This window comes from Streptomyces sp. NPDC001868, from assembly GCF_040297125.1.
In the GTDB taxonomy this organism is placed as follows: Bacteria; Actinomycetota; Actinomycetes; order Streptomycetales; family Streptomycetaceae; genus Streptomyces.
Genome location: NZ_JBEOYO010000078.1, coordinates 20,097 through 35,563, shown reverse-complemented (window position 1 = coordinate 35,563; position 15,467 = coordinate 20,097). Strand labels below are relative to the sequence as shown.

At 71.6% G+C, this 15,467-nt stretch carries 15 protein-coding genes; 10 read left to right on the top strand and 5 right to left on the bottom strand.

Annotated features, from left to right (window positions below):
• Window positions 1–213: 213 nt before the first annotated feature.
• The 3 genes from ABT147_RS43790 to ABT147_RS43780 all read right to left on the bottom strand — a co-directional run bounded on the left by ABT147_RS43790 (window position 214) and on the right by ABT147_RS43780 (window position 3,217).
• On the bottom strand, window positions 214–993 hold the full coding sequence (locus tag ABT147_RS43790; RefSeq protein WP_351417364.1) for a ThuA domain-containing protein: 780 nt from the start codon (window positions 991–993) through the stop codon (window positions 214–216).
• Window positions 994–996: 3 nt separating this feature from the next.
• The gene (locus tag ABT147_RS43785; protein ID WP_351417362.1) at window positions 997–1,761 is read right to left on the bottom strand and encodes an SDR family NAD(P)-dependent oxidoreductase; all 765 of its coding nucleotides are present in this window, start codon (window positions 1,759–1,761) and stop codon (window positions 997–999) included.
• Window positions 1,762–1,975: 214 nt separating this feature from the next.
• On the bottom strand, window positions 1,976–3,217 hold the full coding sequence (locus ABT147_RS43780) for an acyl-CoA dehydrogenase family protein (RefSeq protein WP_351417359.1): 1,242 nt from the start codon (window positions 3,215–3,217) through the stop codon (window positions 1,976–1,978).
• A gap of 197 nt (window positions 3,218–3,414) precedes the next feature.
• On the opposite strand from ABT147_RS43780, the gene ABT147_RS43775 reads away from it, so the two are divergent.
• The 8 genes from ABT147_RS43775 to ABT147_RS43740 all read left to right on the top strand — a co-directional run bounded on the left by ABT147_RS43775 (window position 3,415) and on the right by ABT147_RS43740 (window position 13,147).
• On the top strand, window positions 3,415–4,953 hold the full coding sequence (locus ABT147_RS43775) for an AMP-binding protein (protein ID WP_351417356.1): 1,539 nt from the start codon (window positions 3,415–3,417) through the stop codon (window positions 4,951–4,953).
• 191 nt (window positions 4,954–5,144) lie between these two features.
• Window positions 5,145–5,750: a histidine phosphatase family protein gene (locus ABT147_RS43770; RefSeq protein ID WP_351417354.1), complete on the top strand. Its 606-nt coding sequence runs from the start codon at window positions 5,145–5,147 to the stop codon at window positions 5,748–5,750.
• A gap of 59 nt (window positions 5,751–5,809) precedes the next feature.
• Complete coding sequence (locus tag ABT147_RS43765; RefSeq protein WP_351417352.1) at window positions 5,810–7,000, top strand: acetyl-CoA C-acyltransferase; 1,191 nt, start codon at window positions 5,810–5,812, stop codon at window positions 6,998–7,000.
• A gap of 19 nt (window positions 7,001–7,019) precedes the next feature.
• Complete coding sequence (locus tag ABT147_RS43760) at window positions 7,020–7,994, top strand: PDR/VanB family oxidoreductase (RefSeq protein WP_351417350.1); 975 nt, start codon at window positions 7,020–7,022, stop codon at window positions 7,992–7,994.
• Window positions 7,995–8,118: 124 nt separating this feature from the next.
• Window positions 8,119–11,349, top strand: a complete 3,231-nt coding sequence (icmF, locus tag ABT147_RS43755) for a fused isobutyryl-CoA mutase/GTPase IcmF (protein ID WP_351417347.1) — start codon at window positions 8,119–8,121, stop codon at window positions 11,347–11,349.
• Between the two features lie 49 nt (window positions 11,350–11,398).
• Window positions 11,399–12,259 carry a 3-hydroxybutyryl-CoA dehydrogenase gene (locus ABT147_RS43750; protein ID WP_351417345.1) on the top strand — a complete coding sequence of 287 codons (861 nt, stop codon included), beginning with the start codon at window positions 11,399–11,401 and terminating at the stop codon, window positions 12,257–12,259.
• 114 nt (window positions 12,260–12,373) lie between these two features.
• Entirely contained in the window at window positions 12,374–12,796 is a 423-nt protein-coding gene (locus tag ABT147_RS43745; RefSeq protein WP_351417343.1) for a CBS domain-containing protein, read from the top strand.
• Between the two features lie 123 nt (window positions 12,797–12,919).
• Window positions 12,920–13,147: a DUF6480 family protein gene (locus ABT147_RS43740; RefSeq protein WP_351417340.1), complete on the top strand. Its 228-nt coding sequence runs from the start codon at window positions 12,920–12,922 to the stop codon at window positions 13,145–13,147.
• Between the two features lie 87 nt (window positions 13,148–13,234).
• Here the strand turns inward: ABT147_RS43740 and ABT147_RS43735 are convergent, their stop codons facing one another.
• Entirely contained in the window at window positions 13,235–13,705 is a 471-nt protein-coding gene (locus ABT147_RS43735) for an ATP-binding protein (protein WP_502983271.1), read from the bottom strand.
• A gap of 171 nt (window positions 13,706–13,876) precedes the next feature.
• Here ABT147_RS43735 and ABT147_RS43730 point away from each other — a divergent pair, with 171 nt between their 5' ends.
• Together ABT147_RS43730 and ABT147_RS43725 are read left to right on the top strand one after the other, a co-directional pair.
• Entirely contained in the window at window positions 13,877–14,251 is a 375-nt protein-coding gene (locus tag ABT147_RS43730; RefSeq protein WP_351417371.1) for an STAS domain-containing protein, read from the top strand.
• Between the two features lie 91 nt (window positions 14,252–14,342).
• Complete coding sequence (locus ABT147_RS43725; RefSeq protein WP_351417338.1) at window positions 14,343–15,209, top strand: oxygenase MpaB family protein; 867 nt, start codon at window positions 14,343–14,345, stop codon at window positions 15,207–15,209.
• Here ABT147_RS43725 and ABT147_RS43720 read toward each other — a convergent pair.
• A complete protein-coding gene (locus ABT147_RS43720) occupies window positions 15,196–15,381 on the bottom strand; it encodes a hypothetical protein (RefSeq protein ID WP_351417336.1) in 186 nt (61 codons plus the stop codon). The genes ABT147_RS43725 and ABT147_RS43720 overlap by 14 nt on opposite strands.
• Window positions 15,382–15,467 lie beyond the last annotated feature (86 nt).

Below are 15,467 nucleotides of genomic sequence, written 5' to 3'. Positions count from 1 at the left end.
TGTTCTGTCTGTCCCCCCCCCCCAAAACCGGGGCGCGGGGAACTGCGCGAGAAGCCCCACCGAACCCGCACACACCCACCCACCCCAACCACCCCACCCCTCACCCCGCCCACCCCGCGACACCGCCCCTTACCCCACCTACCCCACAGCCCTCGGGGTCGAAGGGGCGGCGCCCCTGGGGGATGGGACGGGTAGGGGCGGCGGGGGCGAAAACTATTCCGGTGATCGCGCGTCCACCGCCCACCCCACACACCGCCCCAGCACCGTCACGAACTCCGCTGTCTCCCACGGCCCCCGGTCCACACGCCCGGTGTCGGCGACGCCCAGGTCCTGCATGTCATGCCGCCCCCGACAGTGCCCGAGGGTGAAATAGCAGACCTCCCCGAGGCCGTACCGCCTGAGGTACAGCACAGGCCGGGGCACACCGTCGAGGGCCACCGTGTCGCCCTCGGCGAAACCACGGCACGGTCCGGTGTACTCCGCGTGCAGCAGCACCTCCAACTCCCCGTACAGCTCGCACACGTACAGCTCGTCGGTGACGGTGAACGGCCCGATCCCGGCGACCAGCGGATGCCCGGGCCGGGTCACCCGCACCTCGTACGGCTCGATCGGCGGATGGGCGAGGAACCGGCTGCCGAGCACGGCCGCCACCTCGCCCAGGAGCGGCGGGGTGGTGAACACGCGCGGTCCGCCGAAGGCAGGCGGCTCGATCACCGCGTTGGTGCCGTGCAGTGCCAGCCACCGCCCGCCCCGCTCGACGAACCGTGCCAGCGCGGCCTGTTCGGAGGGGCTTGGCCGGACGTCGCAGGTGTAGGTGACCAGGAGGTCGGCTCCCTCCAGCGCGGCGGCACCGGCGTAGTCCTGGAAGACGGTCGTACGTACCTGCGGATGCTCACCGAGCAGTTCCAGCAGCCGCAGCCGCGCGTAGTCGAAGTCGTGCCACCGGCCGCCGCAGACCAGTACGGCGTCCAGGCGGCCGGCGGGGCCCGCCACGGCTCAGTACTGGACGCGGGTCAGCAGCCCGCCGTCCACCACGAGGTTGACCCCGACGCAGAAGGAGCCGGTCCGGCCGAGCAGGAACGCCACGGCGGCGGCCACGTCCTCCGCCGTGCCGTAGCGGCCGATCGGCAGCTTGGCGAGGACCTCCTCGTACACCTCCGGGCGGCTGGTGCGGATGGTCTCCCAGGCGCCGCCGGGGAAGTCGATGGGGCCGGGCGAGACGGTGTTGACGCGGATGCCCTGGGGGGCGAGGGCGTGTGCGAGGGCCGAGGCGTGCTGGACCACGGCGGCCTTCAGAGCGGAGTAGGAGTTGGCGCCGGCGGGGCGGGCGGTGTCGGAGGCGTTGGTGGTGCCGATGGCGACCACGGCGGCCCGGTCGGAGGCCGCCAGGTGGGGCAGGGCCGCCTCGACGAGTCCCGCGAACGGGATCAGATCGCCGCGCAGGCTGGCCTCCCATGACTCGGGGCCCTTGACGTTGCCCGCCGAGACGTTGGACACCAGCAGGTCCAGGCCGCCCAGTTCACCGGCCGCCCGCTCCACGAAGCCGGCGAGCGCGGCCGGGTCGGTGACGTCGACCGGCTCGGCGAACACCGTCGCGCCCTCGCCGCGCAGTTCGGCCGCGGCCTTGGCCAGCGCCTCCTCGCCCCGGGCGCACAGTGCCAGTGCGCAGCCCTCGGCCGCGAGGGTTCCGGCGATCGCCCGGCCGATGCCCCGGCTCGCGCCGGTCACCAGTGCCTTCGCGCCTGTGAGTCCCAGATCCATCGGTGTCACTCCTTCGTGATTGCCGGAACGGGCCCCATGGCCCGGCGGGTGGTCCGGAACGGGCCCCAAGGCCCGGCGGACGGTCGGGCCCCAAGGCCCGGCAGTGGTCGGGCTTCACGGCCCGGCAGGTGGTCGAGCCGCAAGGCCCGGCACCTGGTCGAGCCGCAAGGCCCGGCACGTGGTCAGGTCTCATGGCCCGGCAGGTAGTCGTCCCTCACTTGCTGGGCAGCCGCGAGAACGGCACCCGGTCCACGCGCGGCTCCGGCGGCAGCCCCAGTACGCGCTCGCCGATGAGGTTGCGCTGGATCTGGTCGGTGCCTCCGGCCAGCCGGTAGCCGGGGGCGCCGAGCAGATGGTGGGTCCAGGCGAACGTGCCCGGCTCTCCGGTGTCGGCGCAGATCCGGGCGCCCATGAGTTCGGCGGCGATCTGGCCGGTGCGGGTGAGCAGGTCGGAGGCCATCAGTTTGGTCAGCGACGCCTCGGGGCCGGGCCGGCCGCCGGAGGCGTTCGTTCTGGCGACACGGTCCACGGTGGCGGCGCGCAGCGCGGTGCGGACGTACAGGTCGGCGAGGCGTTGGCGGACCAGCGGGTCGTCGGTGCGGTCGAGCGAGCGGGCGAGGGCGAGGACGTCCGTGAAGGTGCCGCCCTTGCGCCGGTTGCCGCTGCCGGAGGCGGTCCGTTCGAAGCCGAGGGTGGCGGTGGCGACCTCCCAGCCCTGTCCCGGGCGCCCGATCCGGAGCCGGTCCGGGACGCGGACACCGCTGAGGAAGACCTCGTTGAAGGAGGAGCCGCCGCTCATCTGGCGGATGGGGCGCACCTCCACGCCGGGGGCGTCCATCGGGACGAGGAAGGCGGTGATGCCCGCCTGTTTGACGACGTCGGGGTCGGTGCGGGCGAGCAGCAGGCCGTAGTCGGCGAACTGGGCTCCCGAGGTCCACACCTTCTGCCCGTCGATCACCCAGTCTCCGCCGTCCTCCTGACGGGCGCGGGTGCGCAGGGCCGCGAGGTCGGAGCCGGCGCCGGGTTCGCTGAAGAGCTGGCAGGCCAGCAGGTCGGTGCGGAGGAACGCGCGTGCGTGGTCCTGGCGCTGTTCGGCCGTTCCGAACAGGGAGACGGCCATCGCGACCAGGCGGACGGTGACACTGATCAGTTCGGTGGACGGCGGCACGTCGAAGGCCGCTTCCTCCTCGGCGAAGGCGGCGAGGTGGGCGGCGGTCAGGCCCGCCCCGCCCAGGTCGGCGGGCAGGGTGAGCGCCTGGTACCCGGCGTCGAAGCGGGCCCGCTGGTAGGCGCGGCAGTGCTCCAGCAGCAGGCGTTCCTCGTCCTCGGGGAGGTTGTGGAACACGGCGAGGTCGGCGGTCTGTCCGGTCGTCTCCGGCGCTCGCGCCGGTTCGAGCACGGTGGCCAGCCACTGTCGGACCTGTGCGCGCCACACGTCCGGTTCGGGCGGGGACATGGCTCCTCCTTGGAACGGCACTTACCGGATGACAGTTGCAGTAACGACGATCAGGGAAGCAGTCGAACCATCCACTCGACCATACGGTGATGTGCTCGGCTGGCTCCGAGTGTTCCGCACTTTCTTGATAAACGCTACAGTCTCCGCATCGACTCTCCCTGAACGAGGGAGTGGACCGATGAGCCGCCGGAGGAGCCATGTCGCAGTTGCCGCTCGACCGTCGCGTCCGGAACACCCCGGACGACCCCGCCCTGGTGGACGACTGGGAAGTGCTGTCCTGGTCCGGGCTCGCGGACCAGGTGGCGCGGGCGTCGGGACGACTGCTGGAGATCGCGCCCGGCCCGCACGACCGGGTCGTCGTGCTCGGCGACAACGCCATCCCGACACTGGTGGCCCATCTGGCCGGACTGCGCGCCGGCGTGGGGACCGTGGCCGCGTCCCGGCATCTGACGTCGGGCGAACTCGTGGACCAGATCATCGACGCGGGCGCGACCGGTATCGTCTCCGGCCCCTCGGGCGCGGGCGCCGCCCTGGACGCGGCCCGGGAGCTGGGCCTGCCGCTGGTGCTGCACGGCACCCCGGCGATCGGACACGCCTTCGACTGGGACCTGTGGCTGGCGGCAGCGCGCTCCGGAGGGCCCGCTCCGACGGGCCGGCCCGCCCGGCCGCCCCTCGTCTACACCTCGGGAACCACCGGCCGGGCGCGCGGGACCGAGGTGCGCTGGGTGAGCGGGCCTGTCGCCGACAGTTCCGCCTATCTGGCCGCGATCTCCGCCCGGTCCGGGTTCCCGCCCGGTCCGCACCTGGTGTGCGGCCCGCTCCAGCACAACGCGCCCCTGACGGCACTGCGCCATCTGGCGGCGGGGCAACAGGTGGTCGTGCTCGGCAGATACGACCCGGCGATCTTCCTGAGCCGGGTCGCGAAGTGGCGGGTGACGTCCACGGTCATGGTGCCCACCCACTTCCAACGGCTGCTCGCCCTGCCGGAGGAGACACGGGCCCGGTACGACGTCTCCAGCCTCACACAGGTCTCCCACACGGGGTCCGCGTGTCCGCCGGACGTGAAGCGGGCCATGATCGACTGGTTCGGTCCGGTGCTGACCGAGTCGTACGGCGCGAGCGAGGCGGGCACCGTGGCCCGTATCAGCAGCACCGAGTGGCTGGCCCATCCGGGCTCGGTCGGGCGCGTTCATCCCCCGTTCGAGGTCCTGGTGACCGATGACGACGGCCGGCCGCTGCCGCCCGGCGAACGGGGACTGCTGGCGTTCCGGGCGCCCGAGGACCGGGGTGTGCGCTATCACGCGGACCCGGACAAGACGAAGTCCGCCTACCTCTCCCCCGGCGTCTTCACCCTCGGCGACATCGGCTACGTCGACGCCGACGGCTACATCTTCATCACCGACCGCGCCGCGGACGTCGTGGTCTCCGGCGGCGTCAACCTGTACCCGGCCGAGAGCGAGGCCGTGCTGCGGCAGCACCCGGCGGTCGCCGAGGTCGCCGTGATCGGCGTGCCCGACCCGGACTTCGGCGAGTCGCTACGGGCGCTGGTCGTGGCGGCCGTGGACGGGACACCGGCCGAGGAACTGGACCTGTTCTGCCGCGACCGGCTGGCCGCCTACAAGTGCCCGAAGTCGTACGAGTTCGTTCCCGATCTCCTGCGCAACGCGATGGGCAAGCTCGACAAACGCGCGATGCGCCGCCCGTACTGGCACTCCGAGCGGACCATCGCGGGCTGAGCCCGGCCGACACCCGCGGACGACCACGGACGACCACGGACGACCGCCGAAGACTGCCGAAGACCGCCGAAGACCGCCGACACCCCTGACGACCGCCGAGGACCGCTGACGACCGACGCCCCGTCGCCCCCTCGCCCCTCGCCCCTCGCCCCTCGCCCCTCGCCCCTCGCCCCTCGCACGAAGGATCACCCATGACCGAACTCCTCCTCGTCCGGCACGGCCTCCCCCTGGCGGGCGTGTACGACCCGGGGCTGTCGCCGGAGGGCATCGCCCAGGCGGAGCGCCTCGCCGCCTGGCTCGCGCACGAGGACGTCGACGCCCTGTACACCAGCCCGTTCCGGCGGGCCCGCGAGACGGTGGCGCCCCTGGAACGGCTCACGGGCATGACCGCGACCGTGCTGGACGACCTGCGCGAGTGGGACACGGACGTCTCGCACCCCTACACACCGCCGGAGCAGATCGGCGCGGACGATCCCCGGGCGGCGGCCCTCGCCGAGGGGCGGTACGAGGACTTCGTACCCGATCTGGACTGGGACGCCTTCCGCGCGCGTGCCGTACGGGCCGTGCACACCATCTTCGACGCCCACTCCGGCGGGCGGGTCGCGGCCGTGTGCCACGGCGGGATCACCAACACCTATCTGGCGACCGTGCTGGGCCTGCCCACGATGTTCTGGTTCCACCCGGGCTACACCTCGGTCTGCAGGGTGCGTCGGCTGCCGGGCGGCCGGATCGTTCTGCACTCGGTGAACGAGACGGCCCATCTGATCGCCGAGCGTGCCGTCGACGCGGTCGTCTGACCCGCCCTCTCTCCGTCCCTCGGGCCGACCCGCCCCACTCCCCGCAGGAGGTCCCGGCCATGCCCGGATCCGTCATCGTCGCCGGAGCGAGAACGCCCATCGGCAAACTGATGGGCGCCCTGAGCTCCGTGTCCGCCGTCGATCTCGGCGCCCATGCCATCGGCGCGGCGCTGGCCGCCGCGCCCCTGGACCCGGCCGCCGTGGAAGCCGTCGTCATGGGCCATGTCGTCCAGGCAGGAGCCGGCCCCAATCCGGCACGGCAGGCCGCGATCCGCGCCGGAATCCCGTACTCCGTCCCCGCGAGCACCGTCAACAAGCTCTGTCTGTCGGGCCTGCACGCCCTCGCCCTGGCCGACCTCATGATCGCGTCCGGCCGGCACGAGGTGGTCGTCGCGGGTGGCATGGAGTCCATGTCGGGTGCCCCGCATCTGCTGCGCGGGGCGCGCACCGGCTGGAAGTACGGTCCCGCCGCCGTCGAGGACGCCCTCGACCGGGACGCCCTGGTCTGCGCCTTCGACGGCGTCTCCATGGGCGCGGCCACCGAGCGGTACCAGCGGCCGTTCGGGCTGACCCGTGAGGAGCAGGACGAGTACAGCGCGCTGTCCCATCAACGGGCCGTCCGCGCACAGGAGTCCGGCGCGCTGGCCGACGAGATCGTCCCGTTCACGGTGACGGGACGGCACGGCGAGTCGGTCGTGGACACCGACGAGGGCGTACGGCCGGGGAGCACCGCCGAGAGCCTGGGGCGTCTGAGACCGGCGTTCTCCGACGGGGGCACGGTCACCGCGGGCAACTCCTCCCAGCTCTCCGACGGCGCCGCGGCCCTCCTCGTGATGAGCGCGGACCGTGCCCGGCGGGAGGGCATGACCCCGCTCGCCGAGATCGGCGCCTACGGCACGGTCGCGGGCCCGGATCCCTCCCTGCTGGTCCAGCCGGCCGGCGCCGTCCGCGACGCGCTGTCCCGGGACGGCCGGTTCAAGGCGGCCGATCTGGACCTGTTCGAGATCAACGAGGCGTTCGCCGGAGTGGCCCTCGCCTCCCTGCGCGAACTGGACCTCCCCCTGGAGAAGGTGAACGTCAACGGCGGCGCCATCGCCCTCGGCCACCCGGTCGGTATGACGGGCGCCCGCCTGGTGCTGACCCTCGCGGCGGAACTGCGGCGACGCGGCGGCGGCACCGGAGCGGCGGCCCTGTGCGGGGGCGGCGGCCAGGGCGACGCACTCCTGCTGCACGTACCGGCACAGGCCTGACCCCCGGAGCTGACCCACCATGAACAACCAGCCGGCCCCGGCCGAGACGATCCTCACCGTGACGACCCGCGCCCCCGCCGCAGACGGTGTCCTCACCCTCACCCTGCGCCGCCCGGACGGCGAGGCACTGCCCGCCTGGACGCCGGGCGCCCACATCGACGTACTCCTGAACGACGACGGCCCAGGCAGCACCCTGATCCGCCAGTACTCGCTGTGCGGGCACCCGGCGCAACGCGAGGCCTGGCAGATCGCCGTGCTGCGTGAGCCGGAGGGGCGCGGCGGATCCGCGTACGTCCACGACCGTCTGCGTGAAGGCAGCACCGTCCGGGTCCGTGGCCCTCGGAACAACTTCCCGCTGCGGCCCGCCGCGCGCCATCTGTTCGTCGCGGGCGGCGTCGGCATCACGCCGATCCTGCCCATGGTCGAGGCGGCCGAGGCCTCGGGGGCCGACTGGCGTCTGCTGTACGGCGGCCGCACCCGCACCTCCATGGCGTTCCTGGACCGTCTCGCCCCGTACGGGGACCGGGTGCTGATCCGCCCTCAGGACGAGTACGGCCTGCTGGACCTCGCCGCCTTCCTCGGCCCGCCCCAGCCGGACACCCTGGTGCACGCCTGCGGTCCCGAGCCCCTGCTGCGGGCCCTGCGGGAGAAGTCAGCGGACTGGCCCCCGGGCACGCTGGGCGTCGAGCGGTTCGCCCCGGCCGAGGCGGCGGGAGCCGGTCCGGCCGAGGCCTTCGAGGTGGAGCTGGCCCGCTCCGGGCTCACCCTCACCGTGCCGCCGGACCGCTCGGTGCTCGAAGCGGTGGAGGAGGCCGGTGTCGCGGTCGACTTCTCCTGCCGGGAGGGCACCTGCGGCACCTGCGAGACCGACATCATCGACGGCGATCCCGACCACCGGGACTCCCTGCTGACCGAGGACGAGCGGGCCGCCGGCGACACCCTGCTCATCTGCGTCTCCCGTTCACGCGGGCCCCGTCTCGTCCTGGATCTGTGAGCGCGGGGCCCCTCGTCCGGCCCTCTGCCGCCGATCGATAGTCGTCGCCTCTACCGACAATTTACTAGGACGTCCTACTATCTCTTCAGTAAGCGTTCCCCCCGACCCGTCAGGGAAGGCCCCCATGACCGACCTGCACCGCCCCGTGCACCCCGTCCGCCTGATCACCGCCTCCGCCCTGTTCGACGGGCACGACGCGTCGATCAACATCATGCGGCGCATCCTCCAGTCCCAGGGCGCCGAGGTCATCCACCTCGGACACAACCGGTCGGTGCGCGAGGTCGTGGACGCGGCGCTGGAGGAGGACGCCCACGGGGTGGCGGTCTCGTCCTACCAGGGCGGGCACGTGGAGTACTTCGAGTACCTGGTCGAGTCGCTGCGCGAGCAGGGCGCGGACCATGTCCGGGTGGTGGGCGGTGGTGGCGGCGTCATCGTGCCCGAGGAGATCGCCCGGCTGCGCACCGGCGGGGTGACCATCTTCTCCCCGGAGGACGGTCAGCGGATGGGGCTGGCCGGGATGGTCAACTCGGTCGTGCGGGACTGCGACTTCGACCTGTGGGACGGCAAGCCGGCCGACATCGCGGCCGTGCTGGCGGGCGACCGGTTCGCTATCGCCCGCGCCGTCACCGGAGCCGAACTCGGGAAGCTGCCGCAGGACTTCCTGGCCCAGCTGCGGGCCGCCGCCTCGGCCCGGGTCACACCGGTACTGGGCATCACCGGCACCGGCGGTTCGGGCAAGTCCTCGCTGACCGACGAGTTGGTGCGCCGCTTCCGTGTCGACCAGCAGGACAAGCTGCGGATCGCCGTGATCGCGGTCGACCCGACCCGCCGCCGGGGCGGCGGCGCCCTGCTCGGCGACCGGATCCGGATGAACTCCCTCGACGGCAACCGGGTCTTCTTCCGGAGCCTCGCCACCCGTGGCAGCCGTGAGCTGCCCGAGCACATGCCCGATGTGATCGACGTGGTCAAGGCCGCCGGGTTCGACCTGGTGATCGTGGAGACGCCGGGCATCGGACAGGGCGACGCGGCGATCGTGCCGTTCGTCGACACCTCGCTGTATGTGATGACGCCGGAGTTCGGTGCCGCCTCGCAGCTGGAGAAGATCGACATGCTCGACTTCGCCGACATCGTGGCGATCAACAAGTTCGAGCGACGGGGCGCCAAGGACGCGCTGCGTGACGTGGGCCGCCAACTGGTCCGCAACCGCGAGGCGTTCGGTATGCGGCCCGAGGACATGCCGGTGTACGGCACCTCGGCGGCCACCTTCAACGACGACGGCGTCACCGCGCTCTACCAGCACATCAGGACCGCCCTGGCCGAGAAGGGGCTGCCGCTGTCCGAGGGCTCGTTGCGGCAGGTCGACGCCAAGCACTCGTCCGGGATCCGCCAGGTCGTGCCCGCGGACCGGGTGCGCTACCTCGCCGAGATCACCGACGCCGTCCGCGGCTACCACGCCGAGACCGGCCGCCTCGCCGAGGCCGCGCGCCGGGTGCAGCGCCTGGACACGGTCAGGGGCGAACTCGTCGACGCCGGCTACGGCGCGGACGACGTACAGGCACTGCTGCAGGATGCCCGCCGGCAGCTCCCGCACGACCTCGGTGAGCAGATCGCTGCGTGGCCCGCCGTCATCGCCTCCTACTCGGGCGACGAGCAGGTGGTGAAGGTGCGGGACAAGGAGATCCACACCAAGCTGACCCGCGAATCCCTCTCCGGCAACCGGATTCCCCGCGTCGCGCTCCCCCGGTTCACCGACCACGGGGAACTCGTGAACTTCTGGCGCCGGGAGAACCTCCCCGGTCACTTCCCGTACACGGCCGGGGTGTTCCCCTTCAAACGCGACGGCGAGGACCCGGCGCGGATGTTCGCCGGCGAGGGCGACCCGTTCCGCACCAACCGTCGCTTCAAGCTGCTCTCCGAGGGCCAGCCGGCCACCCGTCTGTCCACCGCGTTCGACTCGGTCACCCTCTACGGCCGCGACCCCGACGAACGCCCCGACGTCTACGGCAAGGTCGGCACCTCGGGCGTCTCGGTGGCCACCCTCGACGACATGAAGGCCCTCTACGACGGCTTCGACCTGGTCGCGCCGACGACCTCGGTCTCCATGACGATCAACGGGCCCGCGCCGACCGTCCTGGCGTTCTTCCTCAACACCGTCGTCGACCAGCGGATCGAGGGCTTCCGCGCCGCCGAGGGCCGCGACCCGTCGCCCGAGGAGACGGCCGAGCTGCGTGCGCACGCGCTGGCGAACGTGCGCGGCACGGTGCAGGCCGACATCCTCAAGGAGGACCAGGGCCAGAACACCTGTCTGTTCTCCACCGAGTTCTCCCTGCGGATGATGGCCGACATCCAGGAGTGGTTCATCGAGCAGAAGGTCCGCAACTTCTACTCGGTGTCCATCTCCGGCTACCACATCGCCGAAGCCGGCGCGAACCCCATCAGCCAGCTGGCCTTCACCCTGGCCAACGGCTTCACCTATGTCGAGGCCTACCTCGCCCGGGGCATGCACATCGACGACTTCGCCCCGAACCTGTCGTTCTTCTTCTCCAACGGCATGGACCCGGAGTACGCGGTGCTGGGCCGGGTCGCCCGCCGTATCTGGGCGGTGGCGATGAGGGAGAAGTACGGGGCCAACGACCGGTCGCAGAAGCTGAAGTACCACGTCCAGACCTCGGGCCGCTCCCTGCACGCCCAGGAGATGGACTTCAACGACATCCGCACCACCCTGCAGGCGCTCATCGCCATCTACGACAACTGCAACAGCCTGCACACCAACGCCTACGACGAGGCGGTCACCACCCCCACCGAGGACTCCGTCCGCCGGGCCCTGGCCATCCAGCTGATCATCAACCGGGAGTGGGGCCTGGCCATGAACGAGAACCCCCTCCAGGGCTCGTTCATCATCGACGAGCTCACCGACCTGGTGGAGGAGGCGGTCCTCCAGGAGTTCGAGCGGATCAGCGAACGCGGCGGCGTGCTCGGGGCGATGGAGACCGGCTACCAGCGCGGCCGTATCCAGGACGAGTCGATGCTCTACGAGCAGCGCAAGCACGACGGCACCCTGCCCCTCATCGGCGTCAACACCTTCCGCAACCCCCACGCCGACACCGCCGAGCCCGGTGTGATCGAGCTGGCTCGCGCCACCGAACAGGAGAAGCAGTCCCAGCTGGAACGTGTGCGGCTGCATCAGGACGGCCACCGGGACGAGGCCCACGCCGCCCTGGCCGCGCTCAAGGACGCGGCGGTCAGCGGGGACAACGTCTTCGCCGTCCTCATGGACGCCGCCCGGGTCTGCTCGCTCCAGCAGATCACCGAGGCCTTCTTCGAAGTCGGCGGCCAGTACCGCCGCAATGTCTGAACCAAGCCCGACGCCTCCCGCGCGGCCACTCACCCAGATTGGACCCCAGATGGATCCCGTCACTCGTCTCGGCGTCGTCGGCTGCGGCCTCATGGGCTCCGGTATCGCCGAAGTCGCCGCCCACAGCGGCATCGACGTCCGTGTCGCCGAAGCCACCCATGACGCCGTCGAAGCCGGCCGCCGCCGTATCACCGCCTCCCTCGACCGTGGCGTACGGCGGGGCAAGCTCAGCGAGCGGCAGCGGGACCAGGCCCTCGCCCGACTGTCCTTCACCCACGACCTCAGCGACCTGGCCGACCGCCAGTTCGTCATCGAGGCCGTCGCCGAGAACCGCGACATCAAGACCGACGTCCTCCGCGCCCTGGACAAGGCCGTCGAGGACCCCATGGCGATCCTCGCCACCAACACCTCCTCGATCCCGATCGTCGACCTCGCCGTCGTCACCGAGCGGCCGGCGCAACTGATCGGCATGCACTTCTTCAACCCGGTGCCCGTGCAGCGGCTGATCGAGATCGTCCCCGCCCTGACCACCAGCGAGGAGACCGTGCGGCGCACCCGCGACTTCGCCGGGCAGCTGGGCAAGGAGGTCATCCAGGCACCCGACCGCTCCGGCTTCGTCGTCAACGCCCTGCTGGTGCCCTACCTGCTCAGCGCGGTACGGATGGTGGAGTCCGGCGCCGCACGCCCCGACGACATCGACCGGGGCATGGAGCTCGGCTGCGCCCACCCCATGGGCCCTCTGCGACTGCTCGACCTCATCGGCCTCGACACCGCCCAGGCGGTGGCCGAGTCGATGTACGAAGAGTTCAAGGAACCGCTGTACGCCCCGCCCGCCCTGCTGCGCCGCATGGTCGCCGCGGGCCATCTCGGCCGCAAGAGCGGCCGGGGCTTCCATGTCTACGAGGCCTGAGCCTGTGGATCGATCCACCCAGACCTGCCGGATATGTGGGGTTTTGCCGCTTACGGGTACCCGGGAGGCCGAGCGACGGTGAGAACACCGTCCACTGGGCGGAGGATGATTTCCATGACTCAGCATGTCAGTGACGTCATGACGAGGGACCCGGTCACCGTCGAGCCGCAGACCTCGGTGGCGGTCGTGGCCCGGATGATGCGGGACGAGGACATCGGCGCCGTTCTGGTGACCGAGGGCGACCGGTTGCGGGGGCTGGTCAGTGACCGCGATCTGGTGGTTCGCGCGATGGCCGAGGGCGGCGACCCGAGCCGCACGACCGTGGCGGACGCGTGCAGCGACGACCTCGTCACGGTGGGGCCCGACGACGAGCTGCGCCGTGCGGTGGAACTGATGCGTGAGCATTCGGTCCGCCGTATGCCGGTGGTCGACGAAGAGCGGCACGCGGTGGGCATCGTCTCCCTCGGCGACCTGGCCATCGAGCGCGACCCCGAGTCGGCCCTCGCCGACATCAGCTCCACGAAGCCCGACAAGTGACCCGTCCCGCTCACGGAGGCCGGAGGAGATGGGGCCGATTCTCCGGACTCTCCGTATCCACCGGAATCTGCGGAATCTCCGGAATCAGCGACCAGCGACTGGGCCCTGAAGGGAGCGTGCGCCATGACGACTCCTGATCCCGCCCCGCGGGGAACCCGTGGAGTCGCACCACGCGTCGGTGTGCCACCCGGGGAGACCCCGCCCGCCGAAGGGGGCACGTCCGGAATCTCCTACCCGGAGCCGCCCGCGCCGCGCAGAGGATGGGAATCGATACCGGTCGTCCTGATCATGGTCGTCGCGGTGTTGATAGCGATCGGACTGATCGGTATGGCGGTGAGCCTGATGGCGTAGACGCTTCCCGCAACGCTTCCCGCCGGCGCTCGACGGCGCCGGCGAGGTGTGCGAACACCCGGGAGTACCCGGCGGAGCCCGCCGAGGTCACGGCAGGTCGCGTGCGGGGGTGTCGGTCAGGGCGATGTGGGCGGTGATGCGTTTGCCGACCGTCTGCCGCTGGATGGCGAGGTCCTGGGTGACGGCCTTGACGATCTCCAGGCCGTGCTGTCCGACACGGTCGGGGTCGGCCGCCCGGGCCGTCGGCACGGTGGGGTCGCTGTCCCACACGGCGACGATCACCGTCGAACCGGAGACGCGCAGTTCCATCAGGACGGGGCCGGGAGCGTACTTGCGGGCGTTGGTGACCAGCTCGCTGACGACCAGCTGGGTCAAATCCAGGGCGCGCGGGGAGACGTCCAGGCCGTGCTCGTTGCGCAGGCGGGTGAGGAAGTCGGCGGCATGGTGCCGGGCCTGCGCGATGCAGCCGCCGTCGCCGGTCAGGGCGTAGCCGACCTGCATCGGGTGGGCGCGGGGCTCGGCCCAGCCCCCGTCGTCGGATCGCGGCTCCACCGGCATCGCCCTCCTGCTCCCCCGTCACACGCGTGCGGGTGCGGGTGCCCGCCGCGTGCTCATACATGCCACAGGCATCTTGTCCGCCACCGCCGGCCGGGTGCGCCCGACGACGGTGGTGCGGCACAATCGACCGCAGAGACGCCCCCAGGCAGCCTAGGCGCAGGTGAAGGGATGGTGACCGACATTCCGGGAACGAACCGGCCGCCCCGGCTGTCCATCGAGCAATCCACCGCCGACGGCATCCGTGTCGTCACCCTGAGCGGCGAGATCGACCACACCGTCAAGGACGCGCTCAGCGCCGCGCTGCTGCCCCGGGACGGTACCGAGGGCGCAGGGGCGCCGCGGATCGTGGCGGACCTCAGTGGTGTGACCTTCATGGACTCCAGCGGCATCAATGTCTTCATCGACGTCCACAAGAGCGTGAGTGCCGCCCAGGGATGGCTGCGCCTGGCCGCCGTCCGGGAACCGGTGCTGCGGATCGTCCGACTCGTCGGCCTGGACACCGTCATCGCCTGCCACGCCACCGTCGAGCAGGCCCTGACTCCCTGACCGCGTCCACCCGCCATTCGCCCCGAGGTTGACATTTCGGTCTTCCGGCGGACATCGCGGACACTGGGCAACAGGAGAAGGGAGGCCGACCGTGCTGACCGTAGTCCGTGAACATCTGGGTCAGGCCCTCTTCCGCCGTGTCGCCGGCCCCGACGGGCCCCGCACCCGCGCCCGTATCCACGACACCCCCGGCCCGCGCTGGTTCGCGCCGGACCGCCCCATCCGCACCGTCCACGGCGACGCCTCCATGTTCATCGGCGGGCTGAGCGCACTGCTGCTGCAGTCCCTGCACCCGCTCGCCATGGCGGCCGTGGCCGGGCACTCCGGCTATCGCGGCGACCCGTGGGGCCGACTGCAGCGCACCAGCACCTTCCTGGCCGTGACGACCTACGGCACGGCCGCGGACGCCCGGCTGGCGGTCGACCACGTCCGTGGCATCCACGAACGGATCTGCGGGACGACGGCCGAGGGTGTGCCGTACCACGCGGCCGATCCACACCTGCTCGGCTGGGTGCACGCCGCCGAGACGGACAGCTTCCTGCGCGCCCACGAACGCTTCGGAGCCCACCCACTGGACGCCGCCGAGTACGACGCCTACGTCGCCGACACCGCGCTGATCGCCGAGGCACTGGGGGTGACCGACCCACCTCGCGACCGCCGCGAACTGTCCGAGCGCCTGGCCGCCTACCGGCACGAACTCCGCGCCACGTCCGAGGCCCGGGCCGCCGCGCGTTTCCTGCTGTTCCGGCCTCCCCTGCCCCTCGCGGTACGCCCCTTCTACGGCGGGCTGGCCGCGAACGCCGTCGCACTGCTCCCGCCCTGGGCCCGCGGCATGTTGTGGCTGCCCCGGGTCCCGGTCGTCGAGGACCTCACCGTGCGCCCGACAGGCCAGGCCCTGACCCGGACCATCCGCTGGGCCATGACCCCGCCTCGCCGGTCGAGACCTACGGCACCCTGAACTCGATCTGCGTGATGGCCGGCCCGTCACCGGTGACCTGGCCTTCGCTGATCGCCTCCGTCCAGGAACCGTCCTGCTGAAGCTTCGCCAGAACGGCGGGGGAAAGACTGACCGTGATCTGAATGCCGCCCCCGGAAGACGGGGCGCGGTCGATACGAACGTCGTTGCTCATGCCGAGGACGCTACCTCCAACAAACCTGCCGACATGGGCCGTTGACGTTATATCCACGGTCGTGAGGGTAGTGGCCGATCCGTCCT

What these genes read in the sequence shown, in the direction of transcription:
- ABT147_RS43785 (WP_351417362.1), bottom strand. Translation starts at nt 1,761, where the DNA reads ATGGATCTGGGACTCACAGGCGCGAAGGCACTGGTGACCGGCGCGAGC.
- ABT147_RS43780 (WP_351417359.1), bottom strand. Translation starts at nt 3,217, where the DNA reads ATGTCCCCGCCCGAACCGGACGTGTGGCGCGCACAGGTCCGACAGTGG.
- ABT147_RS43775 (WP_351417356.1), top strand. Translation starts at nt 3,415, where the DNA reads ATGTCGCAGTTGCCGCTCGACCGTCGCGTCCGGAACACCCCGGACGAC.
- ABT147_RS43770 (WP_351417354.1), top strand. Translation starts at nt 5,145, where the DNA reads ATGACCGAACTCCTCCTCGTCCGGCACGGCCTCCCCCTGGCGGGCGTG.
- ABT147_RS43765 (WP_351417352.1), top strand. Translation starts at nt 5,810, where the DNA reads ATGCCCGGATCCGTCATCGTCGCCGGAGCGAGAACGCCCATCGGCAAA.
- ABT147_RS43760 (WP_351417350.1), top strand. Translation starts at nt 7,020, where the DNA reads ATGAACAACCAGCCGGCCCCGGCCGAGACGATCCTCACCGTGACGACC.
- icmF (WP_351417347.1), top strand. Translation starts at nt 8,119, where the DNA reads ATGACCGACCTGCACCGCCCCGTGCACCCCGTCCGCCTGATCACCGCC.
- ABT147_RS43750 (WP_351417345.1), top strand. Translation starts at nt 11,399, where the DNA reads ATGGATCCCGTCACTCGTCTCGGCGTCGTCGGCTGCGGCCTCATGGGC.
- ABT147_RS43745 (WP_351417343.1), top strand. Translation starts at nt 12,374, where the DNA reads ATGACTCAGCATGTCAGTGACGTCATGACGAGGGACCCGGTCACCGTC.
- ABT147_RS43740 (WP_351417340.1), top strand. Translation starts at nt 12,920, where the DNA reads ATGACGACTCCTGATCCCGCCCCGCGGGGAACCCGTGGAGTCGCACCA.
- ABT147_RS43735 (WP_502983271.1), bottom strand. Translation starts at nt 13,705, where the DNA reads ATGCCGGTGGAGCCGCGATCCGACGACGGGGGCTGGGCCGAGCCCCGC.
- ABT147_RS43720 (WP_351417336.1), bottom strand. Translation starts at nt 15,381, where the DNA reads ATGAGCAACGACGTTCGTATCGACCGCGCCCCGTCTTCCGGGGGCGGC.